Origin of the sequence: Bacillus infantis NRRL B-14911, assembly GCF_000473245.1 — a bacterium.
Classification (GTDB): Bacteria; Bacillota; Bacilli; order Bacillales; family Cytobacillaceae; genus Bacillus_AB; species Bacillus_AB infantis.
The window spans coordinates 3,140,211-3,156,979 of the sequence record NC_022524.1 but is presented as its reverse complement, the minus strand read 5'-3'; the positions used below and the strand labels follow the sequence as shown (position 1 = coordinate 3,156,979).

The following is a 16,769-nucleotide window of genomic DNA, read 5'->3' as shown; positions in this document are numbered from 1 at the left end:
AAGAAGTTTTCAGGTTTGAGTGATGCTTTTTGAATAGCATAAGAAAATGCCAGGGAAATCCCTGGCATTCAGCCTAAAATTTTATTATTCCTGTTCCATTCAGGAAAACAATGATAATGGCTGCAGGAACTGCGTATTTCAGCAGGAGCAGCCAGAAGGCGAACAGCCGCCGGGCCATGCCGGATCCTGCCTGCAGTTCTTTGACCAGTGTGTTCCTGTCCATCCGCCAGGGAACGAAAATAGTAATGAATAAGGCACCTAGAGGCAGGAGGATATTAGAGACAAGATAGTCGGCTGAATCAAAGAAAGTTTTTCCGAAGATCAGGATGTCACTCCATTCGCCAAAAGACAGGGCGGAAGGGATGCCGGCTGCAAATATCAGCAGTCCGAAAAGGATGCTCGCCTTTGTTCTGCCTGCCTTTTTGCCCGCAGCCGCCACATTGATTTCCAGCATGGAAATAGCCGAAGTCAAAGCAGCAAAAAAGAACAGCAGCAGGAAGAGTATGAAAAAGAACTCCCCGAAGGCGATTTTGCTGAATATGGCCGGAAGTACAATGAACAGAAGGCCCGGCCCTTCTTCTGGCTCCATGCCAAAAGAGAAAATGGCAGGGAAAATCGCCAGTCCTGCGAGAAGAGCAATCAGGAGCGTCAGCCCTGTGATTGAGAAAGCAGCTTTTGTGATATTTTCCTTCTTGGATAGATAGGAACTGTATGTCACCATTACGGACACGCCTACAGACAGCGAGAAAAAGGACTGCCCCAAGGCGTATAGAAACACATCAGGCGTCATCTTGCCAAAGTCTGGCTGCAAAAAGAATTTGACTCCTTCGATGGCATTATCAAAGCTCAATGACCGTGCAATCAAAGCCACGAACATGATGAATAATGCCGGCATAAAATATTTGTTGACCTTTTCAAGGCCGCCCTGCACCCCCCGGCTGACAATCAGAACCGAAAGCAGGATGAAAACCAGTTGGGCACCTGCAGCAAGCATCGGGTCGGAAATGGCTTCGCCAAAGACAGCCTCAAAGTTCAGCCCCTCGGTCCACAGCTTTCCGGAAAGGGCATACCAGAGATAAATAAGGATCCACCCGCCAATGACACTATAAAAAGATAAGAGCAGGAAGCAGGCGGCAACACCCATTCTGCCGACCCATGGCCATAGTGAACCTGGAGCAATTGTTTTATAGGCTGCAACTGCCTCTTTTTGAGTGCTTCTGCCAATGACAAATTCGGCAAGCAGGATGGGCAGGCCAATGAATAAAGTGAACAGAATAAAAACAAGGAAGAATGCACCGCCTCCGCCGATCCCTGTCATATACGGGAATTTCCAGATAGCGCCGAGACCGATCGCAGAGCCGGCAGCAGATAGGATGAACCCGATTTTTGTCCCCCATTTTTGTTTTTCCATACTATCACTCTCCTAAAGATTATTTCAGCGGGCATTGAAGCAAATAAAAATCCCTGCATGAATTTCATGCAGGGACGAAAAAAATTCGCGGTACCACCCTCATTGTGAAGAAAATTCCAGGCACAGAAAATAAAAAACGCCCCTGCTTAACAGCAGGGACGATTATATCGCGGTACCACCCATTTTTGTGAAAACATCTTCACCACTTTGTTTGATAACGGTATACACTACCGTTTTCCGCTTTCTTATCCAAGAGTTCACGGAAAATGCTCCAAGGGGAAATTCATGCCATTTCTTTGTACCGGTTTTCACCTGCCACCGGCTCTCTAAAACAGGGAGAAATACATTACTATACCTTTTCAATGCCCAATATTTTTTTACAATACTATCACAGGATCGGAGAAATAAAAAGTTTTTTTTTAGAAATGCGGGAAAGCCTTGTTCTATTAAGGAACGCAGATGCCCGAATGAGTACATGACTGCCCGATTTGGGGAGTGTTTATGTATCCCAGGAGCCTGAATGAGTACATGACTGTCATTTTGCTGGAGAGTCAAGCACCCATAGATCCGGCAGAGTACCTGATTCCTTACTTCAAGCACAAAAAAGAAGAGCCTTTGACCCTGGCAATACATTCCAGCCAGACCCGGTTCCTGGACTGCAGGCTTTTATTCTAAAGGCTTCAGCAGCGTCAGCCTGACGTGCGAAGTCTGCCGCTTTGAAAAAAAAAAGCACCGCCCCTGGCGTGCTCAAAAACCGAAAAGCATGCTGATAATATTCTTTTTCTTCCAGCTTCTTTTGATCGAAGGATGATCAAAAACGGGGAGCTGATCAGAAGCAGCAATTTGTGATGAAGCTTCGAGCTGAGCTACCTTTTCAGCCATCTGCAGCAGCTGGGTCTTCAGATCTTCAATTTCACGGCGGTGCTGCAGCAGCTGGTAGGAAACGACGTCATCAGCCTTGGAATCAAGCCGGGAATCCAGCTGGGTGACCTTATCTGCCAATTCCTTTATTTGAACAGAGTGATCCTCATTCTGCTGCTTCACTTCCGGTGTTTTTTGGACCGAGAGCTTTACTTCATGGACAAGGGCACCGTTCTGGATCTGGGATTGTATATCTTTCAGGATTTCTAATTGATCTTCCTCAAAATGGTAGTGGCCAAGTTCATTCCTTCCGACTTCAAGACCGAACTGTTTAACCCAGCGCTGGATTGTGCTCGGCGATACTCCCAAAGAGCTGGCAGCTTTATTTGTATTCATTTTCATCACTCCTTTATCTTACAAATACTGCAAACAGGAAGACATTCCTTCCCTCATGACAAAACAAGTTGGGATTCGGCAAAAAAAGCCAGGAAAAGCCTAAATCTGCCGGGGGGCCAGGGCCGGAGGGGAGACATGCAGGCAGATTAGGGGTAGAATAACTGTAACCATGAAAAAAGGAGTGCTTATTTATGAGACTGGAAGGCAAAAAAATTATCAGCCTGGTACATCACGAGTTTGAAGACCTGGAGCTTTGGTATCCCATTCTGCGGCTTCGGGAAGAAGGGGCCATTGTAGAGCTGGCAGGTGAAACAGCGAATGAAACATATCTGGGGAAGTACGGGGTCCAGGCGAAGTCCGATTATGCCTATTCAGAGATCTCCGCTGATGATTATGACGCCATCCTGGTGCCGGGCGGATGGGCGCCTGATAAAATCAGGAGGTTCCCGGAAGTTATTTCACTCATCAGGGAAATGGATGAAGCGAAGAAACCGATCGGACAGATATGCCATGCAGGATGGGTGCTTATATCTGCAAAGATCCTTGAAGGCCGCACAGTCACGAGTACCCCGGGAATCAAGGATGATATGGAGAATGCAGGAGCAATCTGGGTTGATGAGCCTGCTGTAACGGACGGCCATATTGTATCAAGCAGGAGGCCGCCTGATCTTCCGGATTATATGCGGGAATTTATCCGGGCGCTTGAGAAGAAGTAGTTAGTGCAAAGCGGGCATCAAGGTCCATAGTGACGATCTGAGTGGGGAATAGGGGATCCGGCAAAAAGTTAGAGCAATTTTCTTCACAAGAGGGTTTTTTTTCAGTATAATAAATTCAGAATTCCAATTAGGGGTTCAAATATAATTTAATATGGTCTATCTTCGGGGCAGGGTGAAATTCCCGACCGGCGGTGATGAGGCAAGTTGCTCTAAGCCCGCGAGCCTGTTTTATTGGGCAGGATTTGGTGAGATTCCAAAGCCGACAGTACAGTCTGGATGGGAGAAGATGGAGGTTCTGCAAACGTTCAAAAGATGCAGGAATTGAACGTTTATTAAGCTTGCCTTTGTAAATTCTCCCTCAAGCAGTTTGCTTGGGGGATTTCTATTTCAATGGCACTGGCTTTTTTGCCGAACCTTTCTTCTTTAGGTGAGATGGATCCTAAAAAGGAGAGAGGAACAACATGAAGAAATTTTCTATTAAAGCTTTGGTTTCAATTGCAATGCTGAGCAGCATATCATACGTACTGATGCTGCTGAATTTCCCAATACCGCCGTTTCCGAAATTCTTAATGATTGACTTCAGCGACATACCTGCATTGATTGCTGCGTTGATCTTTGGTCCGGCTGCAGGGATACTTGTGGAATTATTTAAAAATGTACTGGATTATTTTATGACAGGAAGCGCCACCGGTGTACCGGTAGGACATTTGGCAAACTTTGCTGCCGGAATCCTTTTCGTGCTTCCAACCTATTATATCTACAATAAACTGAGGACGAATAAAGGCATGACAGCTGCCCTGGTCATTTCAACCTTCATCATGGCAGTGCTGATGAGCATCCTGAATTATTTCATCATTTTGCCTGCCTATACGCTGTTCCTGAACATGCCTGCCATGTCAGCGCCTGAAACGCGCACAATGGTTGTAACAGCCATCCTGCCGTTCAACATCGTAAAAGGCCTGATCATCACCGGGATCTTCATGCTTCTGTTTGCCAAAATGAACCCATGGATCAATAAGCAGTCTGCATACCGCAGTGCTGCATAAATAAAGGAAAAACTGCAGCCTGCACTGCAGTTTTTTTTATGTGCAAATTAAAGTCAGGCAAGAGAAAGAGCGAAAAGAGCCTGAATCCTTAGGATGCAGACAGTGAACACCTTGTCCTGCGGCAGCTATTGCAAGACCGATTCCCTAAAGAATGCCTAGTGTCCGGCGGGAGAGGGAACTTGCCGAGAGACAAAACATAAAAAAACAGCCTCAAAAAGGAGGCTGTTTTTCAGTGTCTGCTATTCAAATTTAAGGGCATCGCCCTCAAACGGCTCATCCGCAACTTTGATGGAATCAGTCGGGCAGCCTTCAAATGCATCCATCATATCGTCTATTAATACATCAGGAATTTCAACGATGCCTTCATTTTCATCAAGTGTAACAAATGCAATGCCTTCATCATCATAATCATAAATATCTGGAGCAGCAGCTCCGCATGCGCCGCATGCAATACATGTTTCTTTGTCAACAATTGTATACTTTGCCATGTAAAAAACCTCCCAATCAATTAACCGAAATAGTCGCCGTTTCCGCTTTCTGCCGTACGGAAACTCTTTCCTCATACACCTATTGTAAGTGTGCTTTCTTTACTTTTCAATAGAAAATGTATTGAGAATGCTTATCACATCAGGGTTTGCAACATTTAATACCCTGTGTGCATGTTTTAAAACAGCCTGGTTATTTCTAAACATGTTAAAATAATAAAAAGGAACAGGCTGCTTAAAAATGTAATATATATTGCCGCTTTAAAGTGTTATATTAGCAAAAAGGCTAAAAATATACAAGCAAGGTGAATTTTATGCCTATTAACTATCTGCAAATGATTATTTTATACTGTCTGGACAAGCTGAACGGCGAGAGGACCATCTATTCGATCTATCATCTGCTGAATGGAAAAAAGTCATCGCAGACAATTCAGGATGCCCATCTATTCCAGCTTGGCGCTTTATTCCAGACTTGCCCTTCACTGGAGAGGGCTGATCTTGATGAGAAGATAAAGCATCTGGAAAAACAAGGCTTGATCCAAGAGAAGGAAGAGCTTCATTACATGGTCACAGACGAGGGAGCTTCAGCCCTTGCTGCCCAGCTGCAGAAAACGCCAATTCCATCATCATTGAATGGGTGGAAGCTTCATGACAAGTCTGCCCTTTTTTGGGAGAGGCTGTCGCTGCTCGTTCAGGTGGTTTCCCAGCTTAGCCATAATAATTCACATTATATTCCGATCCAAAGAAGAAGGGCCGCCCATATTTGGCTGAAAAAAGCCCTGCGCGAAGCGAAGATGGATAAAAAGGCCCTCGCTGCCGGACTTTATGGTGAGCTGGAGGCTTTGCTGGAATCATACAGAGAGACCGATCCTTCTATCATTGTCCTAAGGCTTACTGGTGCCGGCCATATTGGCCTGACATCTGAACAGGCAGCTGAGGCTATGAATTTTGACAGCGATTATTACCGGTTCTGCTTTCTGTCCATCCTGCACTATCTGATTGTTCGCATCATGGAAGACCGCAGCAGCTTTCCTGTCCTCCGGTTATTATTTACCGGCGAAGAGTCATCCATTCCGCTGACACAGTCCGCGCAGAAGACGTATATGATGCTGAAGCAGGGTGTTTGCCTGGACAAGATCATTCAGGCAAGGGGACTTAAAAGAAGCACAATAGAAGACCATATTGTAGAGCTGGCTCTGAATGTAGAGGGGTTCAGCATCGATCCCTATGTACAGGCCGAAAAGCAGGAACTTATCAGGAGTGCAGCCATGAATGCCGAGTCACGGCAGCTTAAGCATATCAGGCGGCTGGCAGGCGGTGCGGAGTATTTTGAAATAAGGCTGGTGATGGCCAAATATGGCGACGGAAATGATGCTTGAAAAAGAGCTCCATAGATATTTCGGCTTCTCATCTTTTAGAAAAGGGCAAAGGGAGGCCATTTCCTCCATCCTGGATGGACGGCATACACTGGCAATGCTTCCGACCGGCACAGGGAAATCCATCTGCTACCAGCTGCCGGGCTACTTGCTTGAGGGCACTGTTCTCATCGTTTCGCCGCTCCTTTCCTTGATGCAGGACCAGGTAGAACAGATGAAGATGAACGGTGAAAAAAGGGTCGTTGCACTCAATTCATTTTTAAGCTTTGAGGAAAAGCGCTGGGCTTTTGACAGCCTTCAGAGCTTTAAATTCATCTTTATTTCTCCTGAAATGCTTAATACAGCTTCTGTGCTCAATATGATCAAGAAGCTGAGGATTGCATTATTTGTAGTAGATGAAGCCCATTGCATTTCACAGTGGGGCTATGATTTCAGGCCGGATTATCTTCGCCTTGGCGAAACTAGAAAACAGCTTGGCAGTCCGCTGACACTGGCACTGACAGCTACCGCGACACCCGAGACAGTAAATGATATCATTTCAAGGCTTGAGGTGGAAAGCTGTGAGCAGGTCATTTCTTCTGTGGACAGGCCCAATATCAGCCTGACTGTCGAGAAGCACAGCGGCTACCAGGCAAAGGCATCAAGGCTGCAGGAACTTGTTCAGCTGTTCAGCGGACCGGGGATTATATATTTTTCCAGCAAGAAAATGGCCGAACAGGCAGCTCTGTCTCTAAAAGAGAAATGCTCAAAAAAGGTGATGGCCTACCATGGCGGGATGGATCAGGAAAGCCGTATCCTGATCCAGCAGCAATTTGTAAACGGCCAGATTGACATTGTTTGTGCCACAAGTGCTTTCGGCATGGGGATCAACAAAAGCGATATCCGTTTTGTTGTCCACTTCCATATGCCTCTCCAGCTGGAGTCCTACCTGCAGGAGATCGGGCGGGCCGGAAGGGATGGCAAAGCAAGCGCAGCCGTCCTTCTTTGGGCGCCGGGTGATGAGCAGCTGCCCCTGCAGCTTGCTGAAGCTGAGCTTCCTTCTGAACACCAGGTTGATTACGTTTTCTCCTTGCTTAAAACGCAGGGGCTTGGCGCTTCAGAGCTGTCAGAGAATGAAAAAGAAATCCGCCTGCCTGCAGGGCTGACCGACATTCAGTGGCGGGTGCTGACCGAGCTTTCTGACAGGCTGCGTGATGAGGGAGCGGACAATCTTCCTGGCAGGATCAATGAGTTTCTCCGCAGAAGGGTCCTTATAAAAAACGGGCAAATTGCGGAAGTGGGCCGCTGGATCCATTCGAAATCATGCCGGAGGGAAAAAATCGCAGAATATTTTCAGGAAGGCAAAAAGCCTGAAAATCTTTCCTGCTGCGATATTTGCGGTCTGGATCTGGGAAAATATTTTGGACAGGCAGAGGAATCTTCCGGACTGGCCAGGGCTGGCTGGAAAGAACTCCTTGCCGGAATGCTAATCAATAAGTGAGCGATCATAATGAAAAAAAAGCATATGGAAATAATCAAGGAATTATCCGATAAAGACCTCTTGTTCCACTTGTATGCAACACAGCTGCTGCTTCTTGCGATATCCGCGATTCTTGGCTTTATATTATTTAATGATTTTTCTTCCTTTTTCGACTTGTTTTTTTGGGAAGATTTAAATATTTTATATATAGGGGCAGGTGCCGGAATTGCGGTTGTTCTGGCAGACCTGCTGTTGATGAAAATCGTTCCTGCTTCATACTATGATGATGGCGGCCTCAATGAACGGATATTCCGGAACCGGAACCCTTTGCATATTGCTGTCATTGCAGCTATTGTCGCTTTTTGTGAAGAGCTGCTGTTCAGGGGGGTCATTCAGACTCACTTCGGGCTGCTGGTTTCAAGCATTATCTTTGCAGCTGTCCATTATCGCTATTTATTTAATTGGTTCCTGTTTGTCAATATTATCGTATTGAGCTTTTTAATCGGGATCATTTATTTAAAGACAGGTAATCTAGCTGTCACGATCGTAATGCATTTTCTGATTGATTTTTTACTGGGCATCTCCATCAGATATCGGAAGCAGGACAATATAGAGGAAACAGGAAGGGATTTGGATGAACAGAGAGGATCCTTATAGAGACCAGGCCGAACGCCTGCGAAAGAAAATAGACGGCGGTACAGAACAAAAGGACAGAAAGAAAGAAGCGCTCCCCCCGAGGAGCAGCCTTCACCATCAAAAGAAGAAAAAGACTAAATGGAAGCTGAAATATCCGGTCATGAGCCTGCTGGCCATCTTCTTTATTCTGCTGCCCATTGCAATATTCAGCATATATACCTCCATGGACAATGAGCCTGGCGGAGAGGCTGCAGAAGCAAGCAAGACGAGCTACGAGACGGTGGACTTTGGTGAGACAGCCGATGAGCCGGCGGCAGCAGGGGAGCAAACGGCGGAAGAGGAGAAACAAGCTGCAGCTGGCGAAGAGCAGGCAAAAGATTTAAATAAAGATACCGCCCAAGAAGAAAAACAGGATTCAAGCACTTCAGAGCTGGAGAAATCATCTGATGCAGCGGCTGTTGAAACTGGTGCGAAAGAACCGGAAAATACAGCAGATAAAGAAAAAGCTGCCGGTGAGGTCCAGGCCAAGCCCGCACCTGAACAGAAGGAAACCTCTGGAGAGTTCGTTACACACACAGTACAGCCGGGCGAAACGATGTTCAGAATTTCAATGAAATACTTCAAGTCACAGGACGGGATAGAAATCATCAGGCAGGCAAACGGTCTGTCCGGCAATGAAATCCACGTGGGACAAGTATTGAAAATACCGCAAAACCAGTAATGCCGGTACCTTGAAGGACCGGTTTTTTTGTTGTTTGCAGCGAATTGGAACCTTCTGTGCGGATAAAAGGAGTCAGAGGGTTTTAGTGAAGCGGACTAACACCCTCTGTGCGGGAAAAAGAGAAACAGAGGGTCTTAGTGAAAGGGACTAGTACCCTCTGTGCGGTAAAAAGGGAAACAGGGGGTCTTAGTGAAGCGGACTAGTACCCTCTGTGCGGAAAAACGGGAAATAGAAGGTCTTAGTGAAGCGGACTAGTACCCTCTATGCGGGAAAAAGGGAAACAGAGGGTCTTAGTGAAGCGGACTAGTACCTTCTGTGCGGAAAAAAGAGAAACAGAGGGTCTTAGTGAAGCGGACTAGCACCCTCTATGTGGAAAAAAGGGAAACAGAAGGTCTTAGTGAAGCGGACTAGCACCCTCTATGCGTGAAAAAGAGAAACAGAGGGTCTTAGTGAAGCGGACTGACACCCTCTATGCAGAAAAAAGGGAACCAGAAGGTCTTAGTGAAGCGGACTAGCACCCTCTATGCGGGAAAAAGGGGAACAGAGGGTCTTAGTGAAGGAGACTGGCACCCTCAGTTATTTACAATGCGTCTTATGCTTGCCGGGGCTGACCAAGCGCCATCCGCCTTTCGATAGAATATCCCCCCGGACAAACTCATATAATGGCAGGGGAGGGGGATTGTATGGAAACAACAATTCAAATGCTGGATGAGCGGACAGATCAGGCTGCAAGGCAGATGCTGCAGAAGGTAGTAGAGCGGAAACGCAAGTTTGACAAATACAAAGCCAGACATCTTGCAGTCATGTGGGCAGGGGTTTTTGTGTCCTTTTTTTATCTGATTTATTTATATTATACGGTTATGGAACCCTATTCGTATTCGTTTGCTAGCATGTTTTCCGCCTTCGCATCGAGCAGCGCCAATCTTTATTTGCTCTTTTTAGCAGGAGGGCTTTACGGGACAATGAATCTTTTTAAGGAGAAAAAGGACAAGGCTGAAAAGGAATATCATGCACTGCGATGCGAAATCGTGGACAGAAGCAAGGATCTCTGGAAAAAGGAAGAGGAATGGAAAAACCGTCATATCGTATTCGAAATGATGAAAAAAAACTATGATATAAATCTTTACCATGAAAATAAATAGCTGGGAAAAGATCAGCATCACAGAATTGCCTTTAATTAAAAATAAGACACCCTAAAATAAAGGAATCTGGCAGAAAACAGGGAATATATATGGATGTCAGTTACTTTTTTGGGGGGATGGCCATGTTTGTCAAAAGCGTTATGATTCCTAAACACTCGTGCTATACGATAGGCTCCGATGAGACGCTGCAAAGTGCTCTTGAGCAGCTTGAAAAGCATCAGATCGACGGCCTGCCGGTGCTGGATGGAGAGAAATATGCCGGCATCATCACGAGGTACGGAATTTATGAAAGCTATTTTAATTCCAATCAGGAAAAAGAGACATATTTAGAAGGGACAAAGGTCAGGGACATTGCGGATCATAGGGAAGTGGTCCTCCGCGGCAATGAGATTTTTGAAAGGCTTCTCCTTGACCTTAAAGACTTCCCGCTGCTTGCGGTTGTGGATGCATCAGGCAAATTCCTCGGCGTAGTGACCCGCTTCGATGTTATGGTCCAGTTTCAATCGGCATTTGGAACCAACCGTCCCGGGGTAAGGATTGCTTTTACATCGGTCGAAACAGAGGGAAGGATTGCCAGGCTTTCCGAAATTGCCAGGCATTTCCATGAACATATCATTTCTCTAGTTACATTTGACGAAACAGATAAGCTGGTCCGCAGGATCGTCATGAAAATAGAAAAGAAAGATAATATTGATAAATTCATCAAGAAACTGGAGGAATCCGGATTCAGGGTGTTGGATATTCATGAAGATTAGATAAGTAAAGCACAAACACTGCCCTCTTTCATACATTGGTGTGGGAGGGATTTTTTTGTGCTTTTCTTTATGATCAGGCTGCTGTCGGGTTTTTTCAGCGGCTTTCTATTTATGATTTGGCTGCCTGTTTCACTTCCGGCTAAGCCTGGTGCGGCACTGGCACAGCTGCTTTTAAGCCCCGGGGAATTCCTGGCAGCTGCATTTGCCTTCAGCATCAGCTTTATGAGTTTTGCCTCATGCCTGAAAGCGGGACTTGAAACCGGAAGGCGGCTGGATGGCAGGGCAGCGTCAGGGTTTGTGGCCGCAGCCGGCATTACAGCTTTGCTGGTCTGCTTTCTGGGATTATTTTTTATGGGGTTTTGGAAGGCATTCCTGCTTTTCATTTTTTCCTTTTTATATGGTATTATTTCTATAGACTTTTACCGGAAGCGGTAAAAACAGATTGTTACTTTGGGAGCGGGTATGGACATTTATATTTTTGCAATCATCATAATCCTCGTGTTAATTGGAACCTGCCTCCTTGGCTACATGGCAAAAGAAGCCTTTCAGGACAGGGTCATACATAATGAACTGGAGTTTGAAGATTTCCCGGCAGGGTTCGGAAGCGTCACAATTTTCTTCATTTCCGATATCCACCGCCGCAAAGTTTCAGATAAGCTGCTGGAACAGGTCAAAGGGAAAGCAGACTTGGTTATAATAGGCGGAGATCTGGCTGAAAAAGGAGTGCCCTTCTCCTTAGTGAAGGAGAATATTGAAAAACTAAAAACAGTCGGTCCGGCTTACTTTGTCTGGGGCAATAACGACTATGAGCTTGATCATAGGGAGCTGGATGCGCTCCTGCTGGAAAGCGGTGTTAAAATACTGGATAACACAGCTGTTTCTTTCGAAGCAGAAAATGGGGATACCATGATCCTCATGGGTGTGGACGATGTCGGGAAAGGGAGGGACCGGCTGGATCTGGCTCTTCAGGATGCCGGGCCATCAGGCTTCAGGATCCTCGCCTGCCATAATCCTTCCATCATAGGGAAGATTGAGAAAAGACATGAAATCCGGCTGGTATTAAGCGGTCACACCCATGGAGGACAAATACACATTCTAGGTTACAGCCCTTATGAAAAAGGGAAAGTAAAAACAATGGATAGGGCAACTCTGCTCATCAGCAATGGATATGGAACTACTGCGCTTCCTTTGAGGCTCGGTGCCAGGGCGGAAACCCACTTAGTCCGTCTTGGCCGTAAAGGCTGATTTAACAAAGGGTATCCATAGCCTATACAAAGTTTACACACATCCTAAGGGTACCTATAATGGATGTATGGAACTGTACGCTGTAAACGGAGGATAATAAATGGCCAATCAAGAAGGAAAATATAACATCAAAGCTGTCTCTAAGATGCTCGGCATCCAGCCGGGCACCTTAAGAGCCTGGGAAAGGCGCTATCAGATGGTCGCACCTAAGCGGAACGAATCCGGCCATCGCCTTTATACAGAAGAACATGTCAAGACGCTGAGATGGCTGCTCAGTAAAATCGATCAGGGATTTACAATCAGCCAGGCAGTATCCCTGCTGGAAAATAATGTACTTGAATCAGACCCTGAAGCTCCAGCGGATGGAGGGAATCATGCTGAAATCCTGGGGGACAGGCTCCTTGATGCATTGCTTCAATTCGATGAATCCAAAGCACATGATCTGATTAATCAGGCATTCAGTTTATATACGATTGATAAGGTTCTGGTTGATATACTGGGCTCTTTATTGGTCAAGATAGGAGACTTATGGGAAAGAGGCGAGATTACCACTGCCCATGAGCATTTTGCTTCTTCTATCCTGCGGTCAAGGATCGGCATCATCCTCCACTCTTTTCCCCATAATTCAATCCTGCCAAAGGCAGTGGCTGTGTGCGGGCCAAACGAGTGGCATGAATTGGGCTTGCTCATTTTCACGCTGTTCCTGAGGAGGAAGGGATTTGAAGTTGTGTATCTTGGTGCCAGCATTGCGGAGAAAGACATTGATGTGGTCATTGAAACAGTGAACCCCAAATTTCTGTTCTTTTCTTGCACTATGAAGGAGAACCTTCAAGGAACGCTTGAATTAGCTGAGAAACTGTATTCGGAGCATTCAGGACTGAGCATCGGGCTCGGAGGTTTTGCAGTGGAGCGGATGCCGCGGGAAAAGAAAGACAAATATGCCTCCTATATTTTAGGGAATAGTAAAGATGAATGGGAACGCTGGGTAAAGGAACAAATGTCCTGAACCAAATACGAATCGGCCTGATCAGTCAGGTCATGCATCTTCGGCTGAAACCGGCTGAATAAATAGTAAGACGACTCACCATCTTTTATAACCTTCATACACTAAACTAAGAGTTGGTCACGGCAGGGGGCATTGTCATGCGCTTGGAAAGGTTAAACTACAATAAAATCAAGATTTTCCTGACTTTAGATGACTTAACAGAACGGGGCCTGACAAAGGAAGATATTTGGAAGGACTCCCTTAAATGGCATCAGCTTTTTCATGAGATGCTCGAAGAAGCCAGTGATGAATTTGGTGTAGACATTCAGGGTTCTGTCGCGGTGGAGATATTCTCCATGCAGGCCCAGGGCATGGTAATGATTGTGACCATGCAGGAGCAGGAGGATGAAGAAGAAGAAGACTTTCTTCTTTCTGAAGGCTTTATTGACATGCAGGTTGTAATTGATGACAACGAAGATCTCCTTTTTGTTTTTAATGATGTGGAGGATGTCATCCAGCTTTCCACAAGGCTGGCCGGTATGGGATTGAGTGGCGGAAATCTCTATCATATGGAGGGTCGCTATTACTTATTGTTCGATGATATCCTGGCAGAAGATGCTGAAAAGCTCGCCAGTATGCTTGCTGAATATGGAAGCACATCCCTTATCACCCGCTGGAGGCTTCTGGAGTATGGCAAGGAAGTCATTGCGGACAGCGCAATTGAAACTCTGAGCCGCTATTTCTGAGAATACAAAGGCTGGAAGATGCTCTTTGTTTGAATGGAACCATTTTCCCGGGAGAATACAATAGAAGAAGACAGGTTGGGATTTTATGATGACAGCCTGTCTTTTTGTGCGTCCATAAACTTTTTTGCTATAGCTTTGAGCCCATTTTTCAGATATCGTAAATATGGCGTTTTTTTTACGTGAATAAGGGAAAAGTGTTAATGTTGAAATAACTGAAAATTCCCATTATATCAGCGTTGACAGCGTTTTCAACAAGTAATCAAAAAATGCCGAAAAGTGCATTTTTCTTCTTGCATAAATCAAACAAAGGTGTATACTATGTCATGAATACGGACAAAATGCAAAGTGATTTTTTTAGGAGGTTTACAAATGGTAGCCGAGAACGGTACTGGAAACACAAATAAAGAAGACAAACATGACGTTTTAAAGTCAACTCAAACTGTTATTCATAAGGCTCTCGAAAAGCTTGGATATCCTGAAGAGGTATATGAACTGCTGAAAGAGCCGATCCGCATGATGACAGTTAAAATACCTGTCAGAATGGATGATGGGTCTGTTAAAGTCTTTACTGGCTACCGGGCACAGCATAATGATGCTGTTGGGCCGACTAAGGGCGGCATCCGCTTCCATCCGGGAGTAACGGAAAAAGAGGTGAAAGCCCTTTCCATTTGGATGAGTCTTAAGTGCGGCATCGTCGATTTGCCTTATGGCGGCGGAAAAGGCGGGATTGTATGTGATCCCAGAGATATGTCCTTCCGTGAGCTGGAAAGGCTCAGCCGAGGCTATGTCCGTGCAATAAGCCAGATTGTGGGTCCTACCAAAGATATTCCGGCTCCAGATGTATTTACCAACTCTCAAATCATGGCTTGGATGATGGACGAATACAGCAGAATAGATGAATTTAACTCTCCTGGCTTTATTACAGGAAAACCGCTTGTACTAGGGGGCTCTCATGGAAGGGAATCAGCAACTGCGAAAGGCGTCACCATCTGCATCAGGGAAGCTGCCAGGAAGAAAGGCATCAACCTTCAGGGAGCGCGCGTCGTTGTACAGGGCTTCGGAAATGCCGGAAGCTTTCTTTCCAAATTCATGCATGATGCCGGTGCGAAGGTTGTGGGCATATCTGATGCCTACGGCGGCCTGCATGATCCCGAGGGGCTTGACATTGACTATCTGCTTGACCGCCGTGACAGTTTTGGGACGGTAACCAAGCTTTTCAATAATACAATTACCAACAAAGAGCTATTGGAACTGGATTGCGATATCCTTGTTCCTGCTGCCATCGAAAATCAAATTACCGAAGAAAATGCCCATAATATCAGGGCAAGCATCGTAGTCGAGGCTGCTAACGGGCCTACTACCCTCGAAGCAACCCAGATACTGACAGAAAGGGGCATCCTGCTCGTGCCGGATGTTCTGGCCTCTGCAGGGGGAGTGACCGTATCTTACTTTGAATGGGTTCAGAATAACCAGGGCTATTACTGGTCTGAAGAAGAAGTGGAAGAAAAACTTGAGAAGATCATGTGCAAATCATTCAATAATATTTACGATACGGCACAGACAAGAAGAGTGGACATGAGGCTTGCTGCATATATGGTTGGCGTCCGCAAAACAGCTGAAGCCTCCAGATTCCGCGGCTGGGTGTAAGAAGAAGCTCATATCATTGAATGTTTCAATAAAATCTCCTATCATAAATTGATGGGAGATTTTTTTTCCGATGTGAAGGATAAATATAAAGGAGTCCCTGCCTGTCAGACGGGGAAAAAAAGAGAATGCTTAAGTAAGGAGCGCTGACATATGAAATCGGAAGATGCGATTATTATAGGAGGAGGCCCCTGCGGACTTGCAGCAGCCATTGCGTTAAAGGAAGCGGGAAAGGAACCCCTTGTGATTGAAAAAGGAAACATTGTTAATGCCATCTATCATTATCCGACCCATCAGACTTTTTTCAGTACGGCTGAAAAACTTGAAATCGGAGGGGTGGCTTTTGTTACAGAAAATTATAAGCCGCAGAGGAACCAGGCCCTTGTGTACTACAGGGAAGTGGCAAAGAGGAAGCAGCTTAATATCCGTGCGTATGAAAAGGTCCTTGGAGTCACGAAGGACCAGGAAGGCTTTGTCGTCCAGACGGATAAAGGACAATATACTGCTCCGTATGTAATTATTGCGACAGGCTATTATGACAACCCGAATTATCTTGATATACCAGGGGAAGACCTTCCCAAGGTTTTTCATTATTTCAAGGAAGCCCACCCTTATTTCAATAAAGATGTCGTGGTGATTGGCGGAAAGAACTCAAGTGTGGATGCAGCCATCGAGCTTAACAAAGCGGGTGCGAGAGTAACCGTTTTGTACAGGGGAAGCCAATACTCCCAAAGCATCAAACCGTGGATTTTGCCGGAATTTGAATCACTTGCACGGTCAGGCCAAGTGAAAATGGAATTTGATGCAGAAGTGAGAGCAATCACCGAGACCCAAGTCATTTATGAAAAAGAGGGCAGGCAGGAAGCGGTAAAAAATGATTTTGTTTTTGCTATGACAGGCTACCATCCTGATCACACCTTCCTTAAAAAGATGGGGATTGTCATTGACCCCGCATCAGGACGGCCGCATTACAGTGAAGAAACGATGGAAACAAATATTGAAGGAATCTTTATAGCGGGCGTGATTGCAGCGGGCAATAATGCAAATGAAATATTCATTGAAAATGGCCGCTTCCATGGCGGGATCATTGCGGAAGCTATAAAGAAGCGTGAATCGGACAGCTGAATATGAAAGGGGCACCGCAA

Annotated in this window: 17 protein-coding genes, 1 riboswitch and 1 other annotated feature; of the genes, 14 read left to right on the top strand and 3 right to left on the bottom strand. The window is 45.8% G+C overall.

The genetic code is table 11. The features are described 5' to 3' along the window. Positions 1 to 73: 73 nt before the first annotated feature. Positions 74 to 1,411 carry a sodium-dependent transporter gene (locus N288_RS16005; protein ID WP_009794796.1) on the bottom strand — a complete coding sequence of 446 codons (1,338 nt, stop codon included), beginning with the start codon at positions 1,409 to 1,411 and terminating at the stop codon, positions 74 to 76. A 151-nt stretch (positions 1,412 to 1,562) separates the two neighbouring features. Continuing rightward, positions 1,563 to 1,783, bottom strand: a binding site (T-box leader). 375 nt (positions 1,784 to 2,158) lie between these two features. Further along, entirely contained in the window at positions 2,159 to 2,668 is a 510-nt protein-coding gene (locus N288_RS15995) for a MerR family transcriptional regulator (RefSeq protein ID WP_022544149.1), read from the bottom strand. A 191-nt stretch (positions 2,669 to 2,859) separates the two neighbouring features. On the opposite strand from N288_RS15995, the gene N288_RS15990 reads away from it, so the two are divergent. Beyond that, a complete protein-coding gene (locus N288_RS15990) occupies positions 2,860 to 3,384 on the top strand; it encodes a type 1 glutamine amidotransferase domain-containing protein (protein ID WP_009794801.1) in 525 nt (174 codons plus the stop codon). A gap of 154 nt (positions 3,385 to 3,538) precedes the next feature. Further along, positions 3,539 to 3,676: riboswitch (FMN riboswitch) on the top strand. 169 nt (positions 3,677 to 3,845) lie between these two features. Continuing rightward, a complete protein-coding gene (locus N288_RS15985) occupies positions 3,846 to 4,430 on the top strand; it encodes an ECF transporter S component (protein ID WP_022544148.1) in 585 nt (194 codons plus the stop codon). Between the two features lie 239 nt (positions 4,431 to 4,669). On the opposite strand, the gene N288_RS15980 is transcribed toward N288_RS15985, so the two are convergent. Then, positions 4,670 to 4,918 carry a ferredoxin gene (locus N288_RS15980; RefSeq protein WP_009794805.1) on the bottom strand — a complete coding sequence of 83 codons (249 nt, stop codon included), beginning with the start codon at positions 4,916 to 4,918 and terminating at the stop codon, positions 4,670 to 4,672. 311 nt (positions 4,919 to 5,229) lie between these two features. On the opposite strand from N288_RS15980, the gene N288_RS15975 reads away from it, so the two are divergent. From N288_RS15975 to N288_RS15920, 12 genes are all read left to right on the top strand, one after another. After that, positions 5,230 to 6,294, top strand: a complete 1,065-nt coding sequence (locus N288_RS15975) for a YpbB family protein (protein ID WP_009794806.1) — start codon at positions 5,230 to 5,232, stop codon at positions 6,292 to 6,294. Then, positions 6,272 to 7,771 (top strand): RecQ family ATP-dependent DNA helicase, encoded by a 1,500-nt coding sequence (locus N288_RS15970; RefSeq protein WP_009794807.1) that lies wholly within the window; start codon positions 6,272 to 6,274, stop codon positions 7,769 to 7,771. The genes N288_RS15975 and N288_RS15970 overlap by 23 nt, the downstream gene beginning before the upstream one ends. 9 nt (positions 7,772 to 7,780) lie before the next feature. Continuing rightward, positions 7,781 to 8,407, top strand: coding sequence for a CPBP family intramembrane glutamic endopeptidase (locus tag N288_RS15965; RefSeq protein ID WP_009794808.1), 627 nt, complete (start codon positions 7,781 to 7,783; stop codon positions 8,405 to 8,407). Then, positions 8,385 to 9,107 carry a LysM peptidoglycan-binding domain-containing protein gene (locus N288_RS15960; protein WP_009794809.1) on the top strand — a complete coding sequence of 241 codons (723 nt, stop codon included), beginning with the start codon at positions 8,385 to 8,387 and terminating at the stop codon, positions 9,105 to 9,107. Before N288_RS15965 ends, N288_RS15960 begins: the two co-directional genes overlap by 23 nt. 683 nt (positions 9,108 to 9,790) lie before the next feature. Further along, entirely contained in the window at positions 9,791 to 10,249 is a 459-nt protein-coding gene (locus tag N288_RS15955; protein ID WP_022544147.1) for a YpbF family protein, read from the top strand. Positions 10,250 to 10,371: 122 nt separating this feature from the next. Next, positions 10,372 to 11,004, top strand: a complete 633-nt coding sequence (locus N288_RS15950; RefSeq protein ID WP_022544146.1) for a CBS domain-containing protein — start codon at positions 10,372 to 10,374, stop codon at positions 11,002 to 11,004. 57 nt (positions 11,005 to 11,061) lie between these two features. After that, on the top strand, positions 11,062 to 11,439 hold the full coding sequence (locus tag N288_RS15945) for a hypothetical protein (protein WP_022544145.1): 378 nt from the start codon (positions 11,062 to 11,064) through the stop codon (positions 11,437 to 11,439). Between the two features lie 27 nt (positions 11,440 to 11,466). Then, positions 11,467 to 12,249: a metallophosphoesterase gene (locus N288_RS15940; RefSeq protein ID WP_009794814.1), complete on the top strand. Its 783-nt coding sequence runs from the start codon at positions 11,467 to 11,469 to the stop codon at positions 12,247 to 12,249. Positions 12,250 to 12,349: 100 nt separating this feature from the next. Next, positions 12,350 to 13,255, top strand: a complete 906-nt coding sequence (locus N288_RS15935; RefSeq protein WP_022544144.1) for a MerR family transcriptional regulator — start codon at positions 12,350 to 12,352, stop codon at positions 13,253 to 13,255. Positions 13,256 to 13,392: 137 nt separating this feature from the next. Next, complete coding sequence (locus N288_RS15930; RefSeq protein WP_022544143.1) at positions 13,393 to 13,980, top strand: genetic competence negative regulator; 588 nt, start codon at positions 13,393 to 13,395, stop codon at positions 13,978 to 13,980. Positions 13,981 to 14,349: 369 nt separating this feature from the next. Then, positions 14,350 to 15,627 (top strand): Glu/Leu/Phe/Val family dehydrogenase, encoded by a 1,278-nt coding sequence (locus N288_RS15925; protein ID WP_009794817.1) that lies wholly within the window; start codon positions 14,350 to 14,352, stop codon positions 15,625 to 15,627. 150 nt (positions 15,628 to 15,777) lie between these two features. After that, positions 15,778 to 16,749, top strand: a complete 972-nt coding sequence (locus N288_RS15920) for a YpdA family putative bacillithiol disulfide reductase (RefSeq protein ID WP_009794818.1) — start codon at positions 15,778 to 15,780, stop codon at positions 16,747 to 16,749. Positions 16,750 to 16,769 lie beyond the last annotated feature (20 nt).

Coding starts and splice junctions, on each gene's coding strand:
- N288_RS16005 (WP_009794796.1), bottom strand. CDS start 1,411: ATGGAAAAACAAAAATGGGGGACAAAAATCGGGTTCATCCTATCTGCT.
- N288_RS15995 (WP_022544149.1), bottom strand. CDS start 2,668: ATGAATACAAATAAAGCTGCCAGCTCTTTGGGAGTATCGCCGAGCACA.
- N288_RS15990 (WP_009794801.1), top strand. CDS start 2,860: ATGAGACTGGAAGGCAAAAAAATTATCAGCCTGGTACATCACGAGTTT.
- N288_RS15985 (WP_022544148.1), top strand. CDS start 3,846: ATGAAGAAATTTTCTATTAAAGCTTTGGTTTCAATTGCAATGCTGAGC.
- N288_RS15980 (WP_009794805.1), bottom strand. CDS start 4,918: ATGGCAAAGTATACAATTGTTGACAAAGAAACATGTATTGCATGCGGC.
- N288_RS15975 (WP_009794806.1), top strand. CDS start 5,230: ATGCCTATTAACTATCTGCAAATGATTATTTTATACTGTCTGGACAAG.
- N288_RS15970 (WP_009794807.1), top strand. CDS start 6,272: ATGGCGACGGAAATGATGCTTGAAAAAGAGCTCCATAGATATTTCGGC.
- N288_RS15965 (WP_009794808.1), top strand. CDS start 7,781: ATGAAAAAAAAGCATATGGAAATAATCAAGGAATTATCCGATAAAGAC.
- N288_RS15960 (WP_009794809.1), top strand. CDS start 8,385: ATGAACAGAGAGGATCCTTATAGAGACCAGGCCGAACGCCTGCGAAAG.
- N288_RS15955 (WP_022544147.1), top strand. CDS start 9,791: ATGGAAACAACAATTCAAATGCTGGATGAGCGGACAGATCAGGCTGCA.
- N288_RS15950 (WP_022544146.1), top strand. CDS start 10,372: ATGTTTGTCAAAAGCGTTATGATTCCTAAACACTCGTGCTATACGATA.
- N288_RS15940 (WP_009794814.1), top strand. CDS start 11,467: ATGGACATTTATATTTTTGCAATCATCATAATCCTCGTGTTAATTGGA.
- N288_RS15935 (WP_022544144.1), top strand. CDS start 12,350: ATGGCCAATCAAGAAGGAAAATATAACATCAAAGCTGTCTCTAAGATG.
- N288_RS15930 (WP_022544143.1), top strand. CDS start 13,393: ATGCGCTTGGAAAGGTTAAACTACAATAAAATCAAGATTTTCCTGACT.
- N288_RS15925 (WP_009794817.1), top strand. CDS start 14,350: ATGGTAGCCGAGAACGGTACTGGAAACACAAATAAAGAAGACAAACAT.
- N288_RS15920 (WP_009794818.1), top strand. CDS start 15,778: ATGAAATCGGAAGATGCGATTATTATAGGAGGAGGCCCCTGCGGACTT.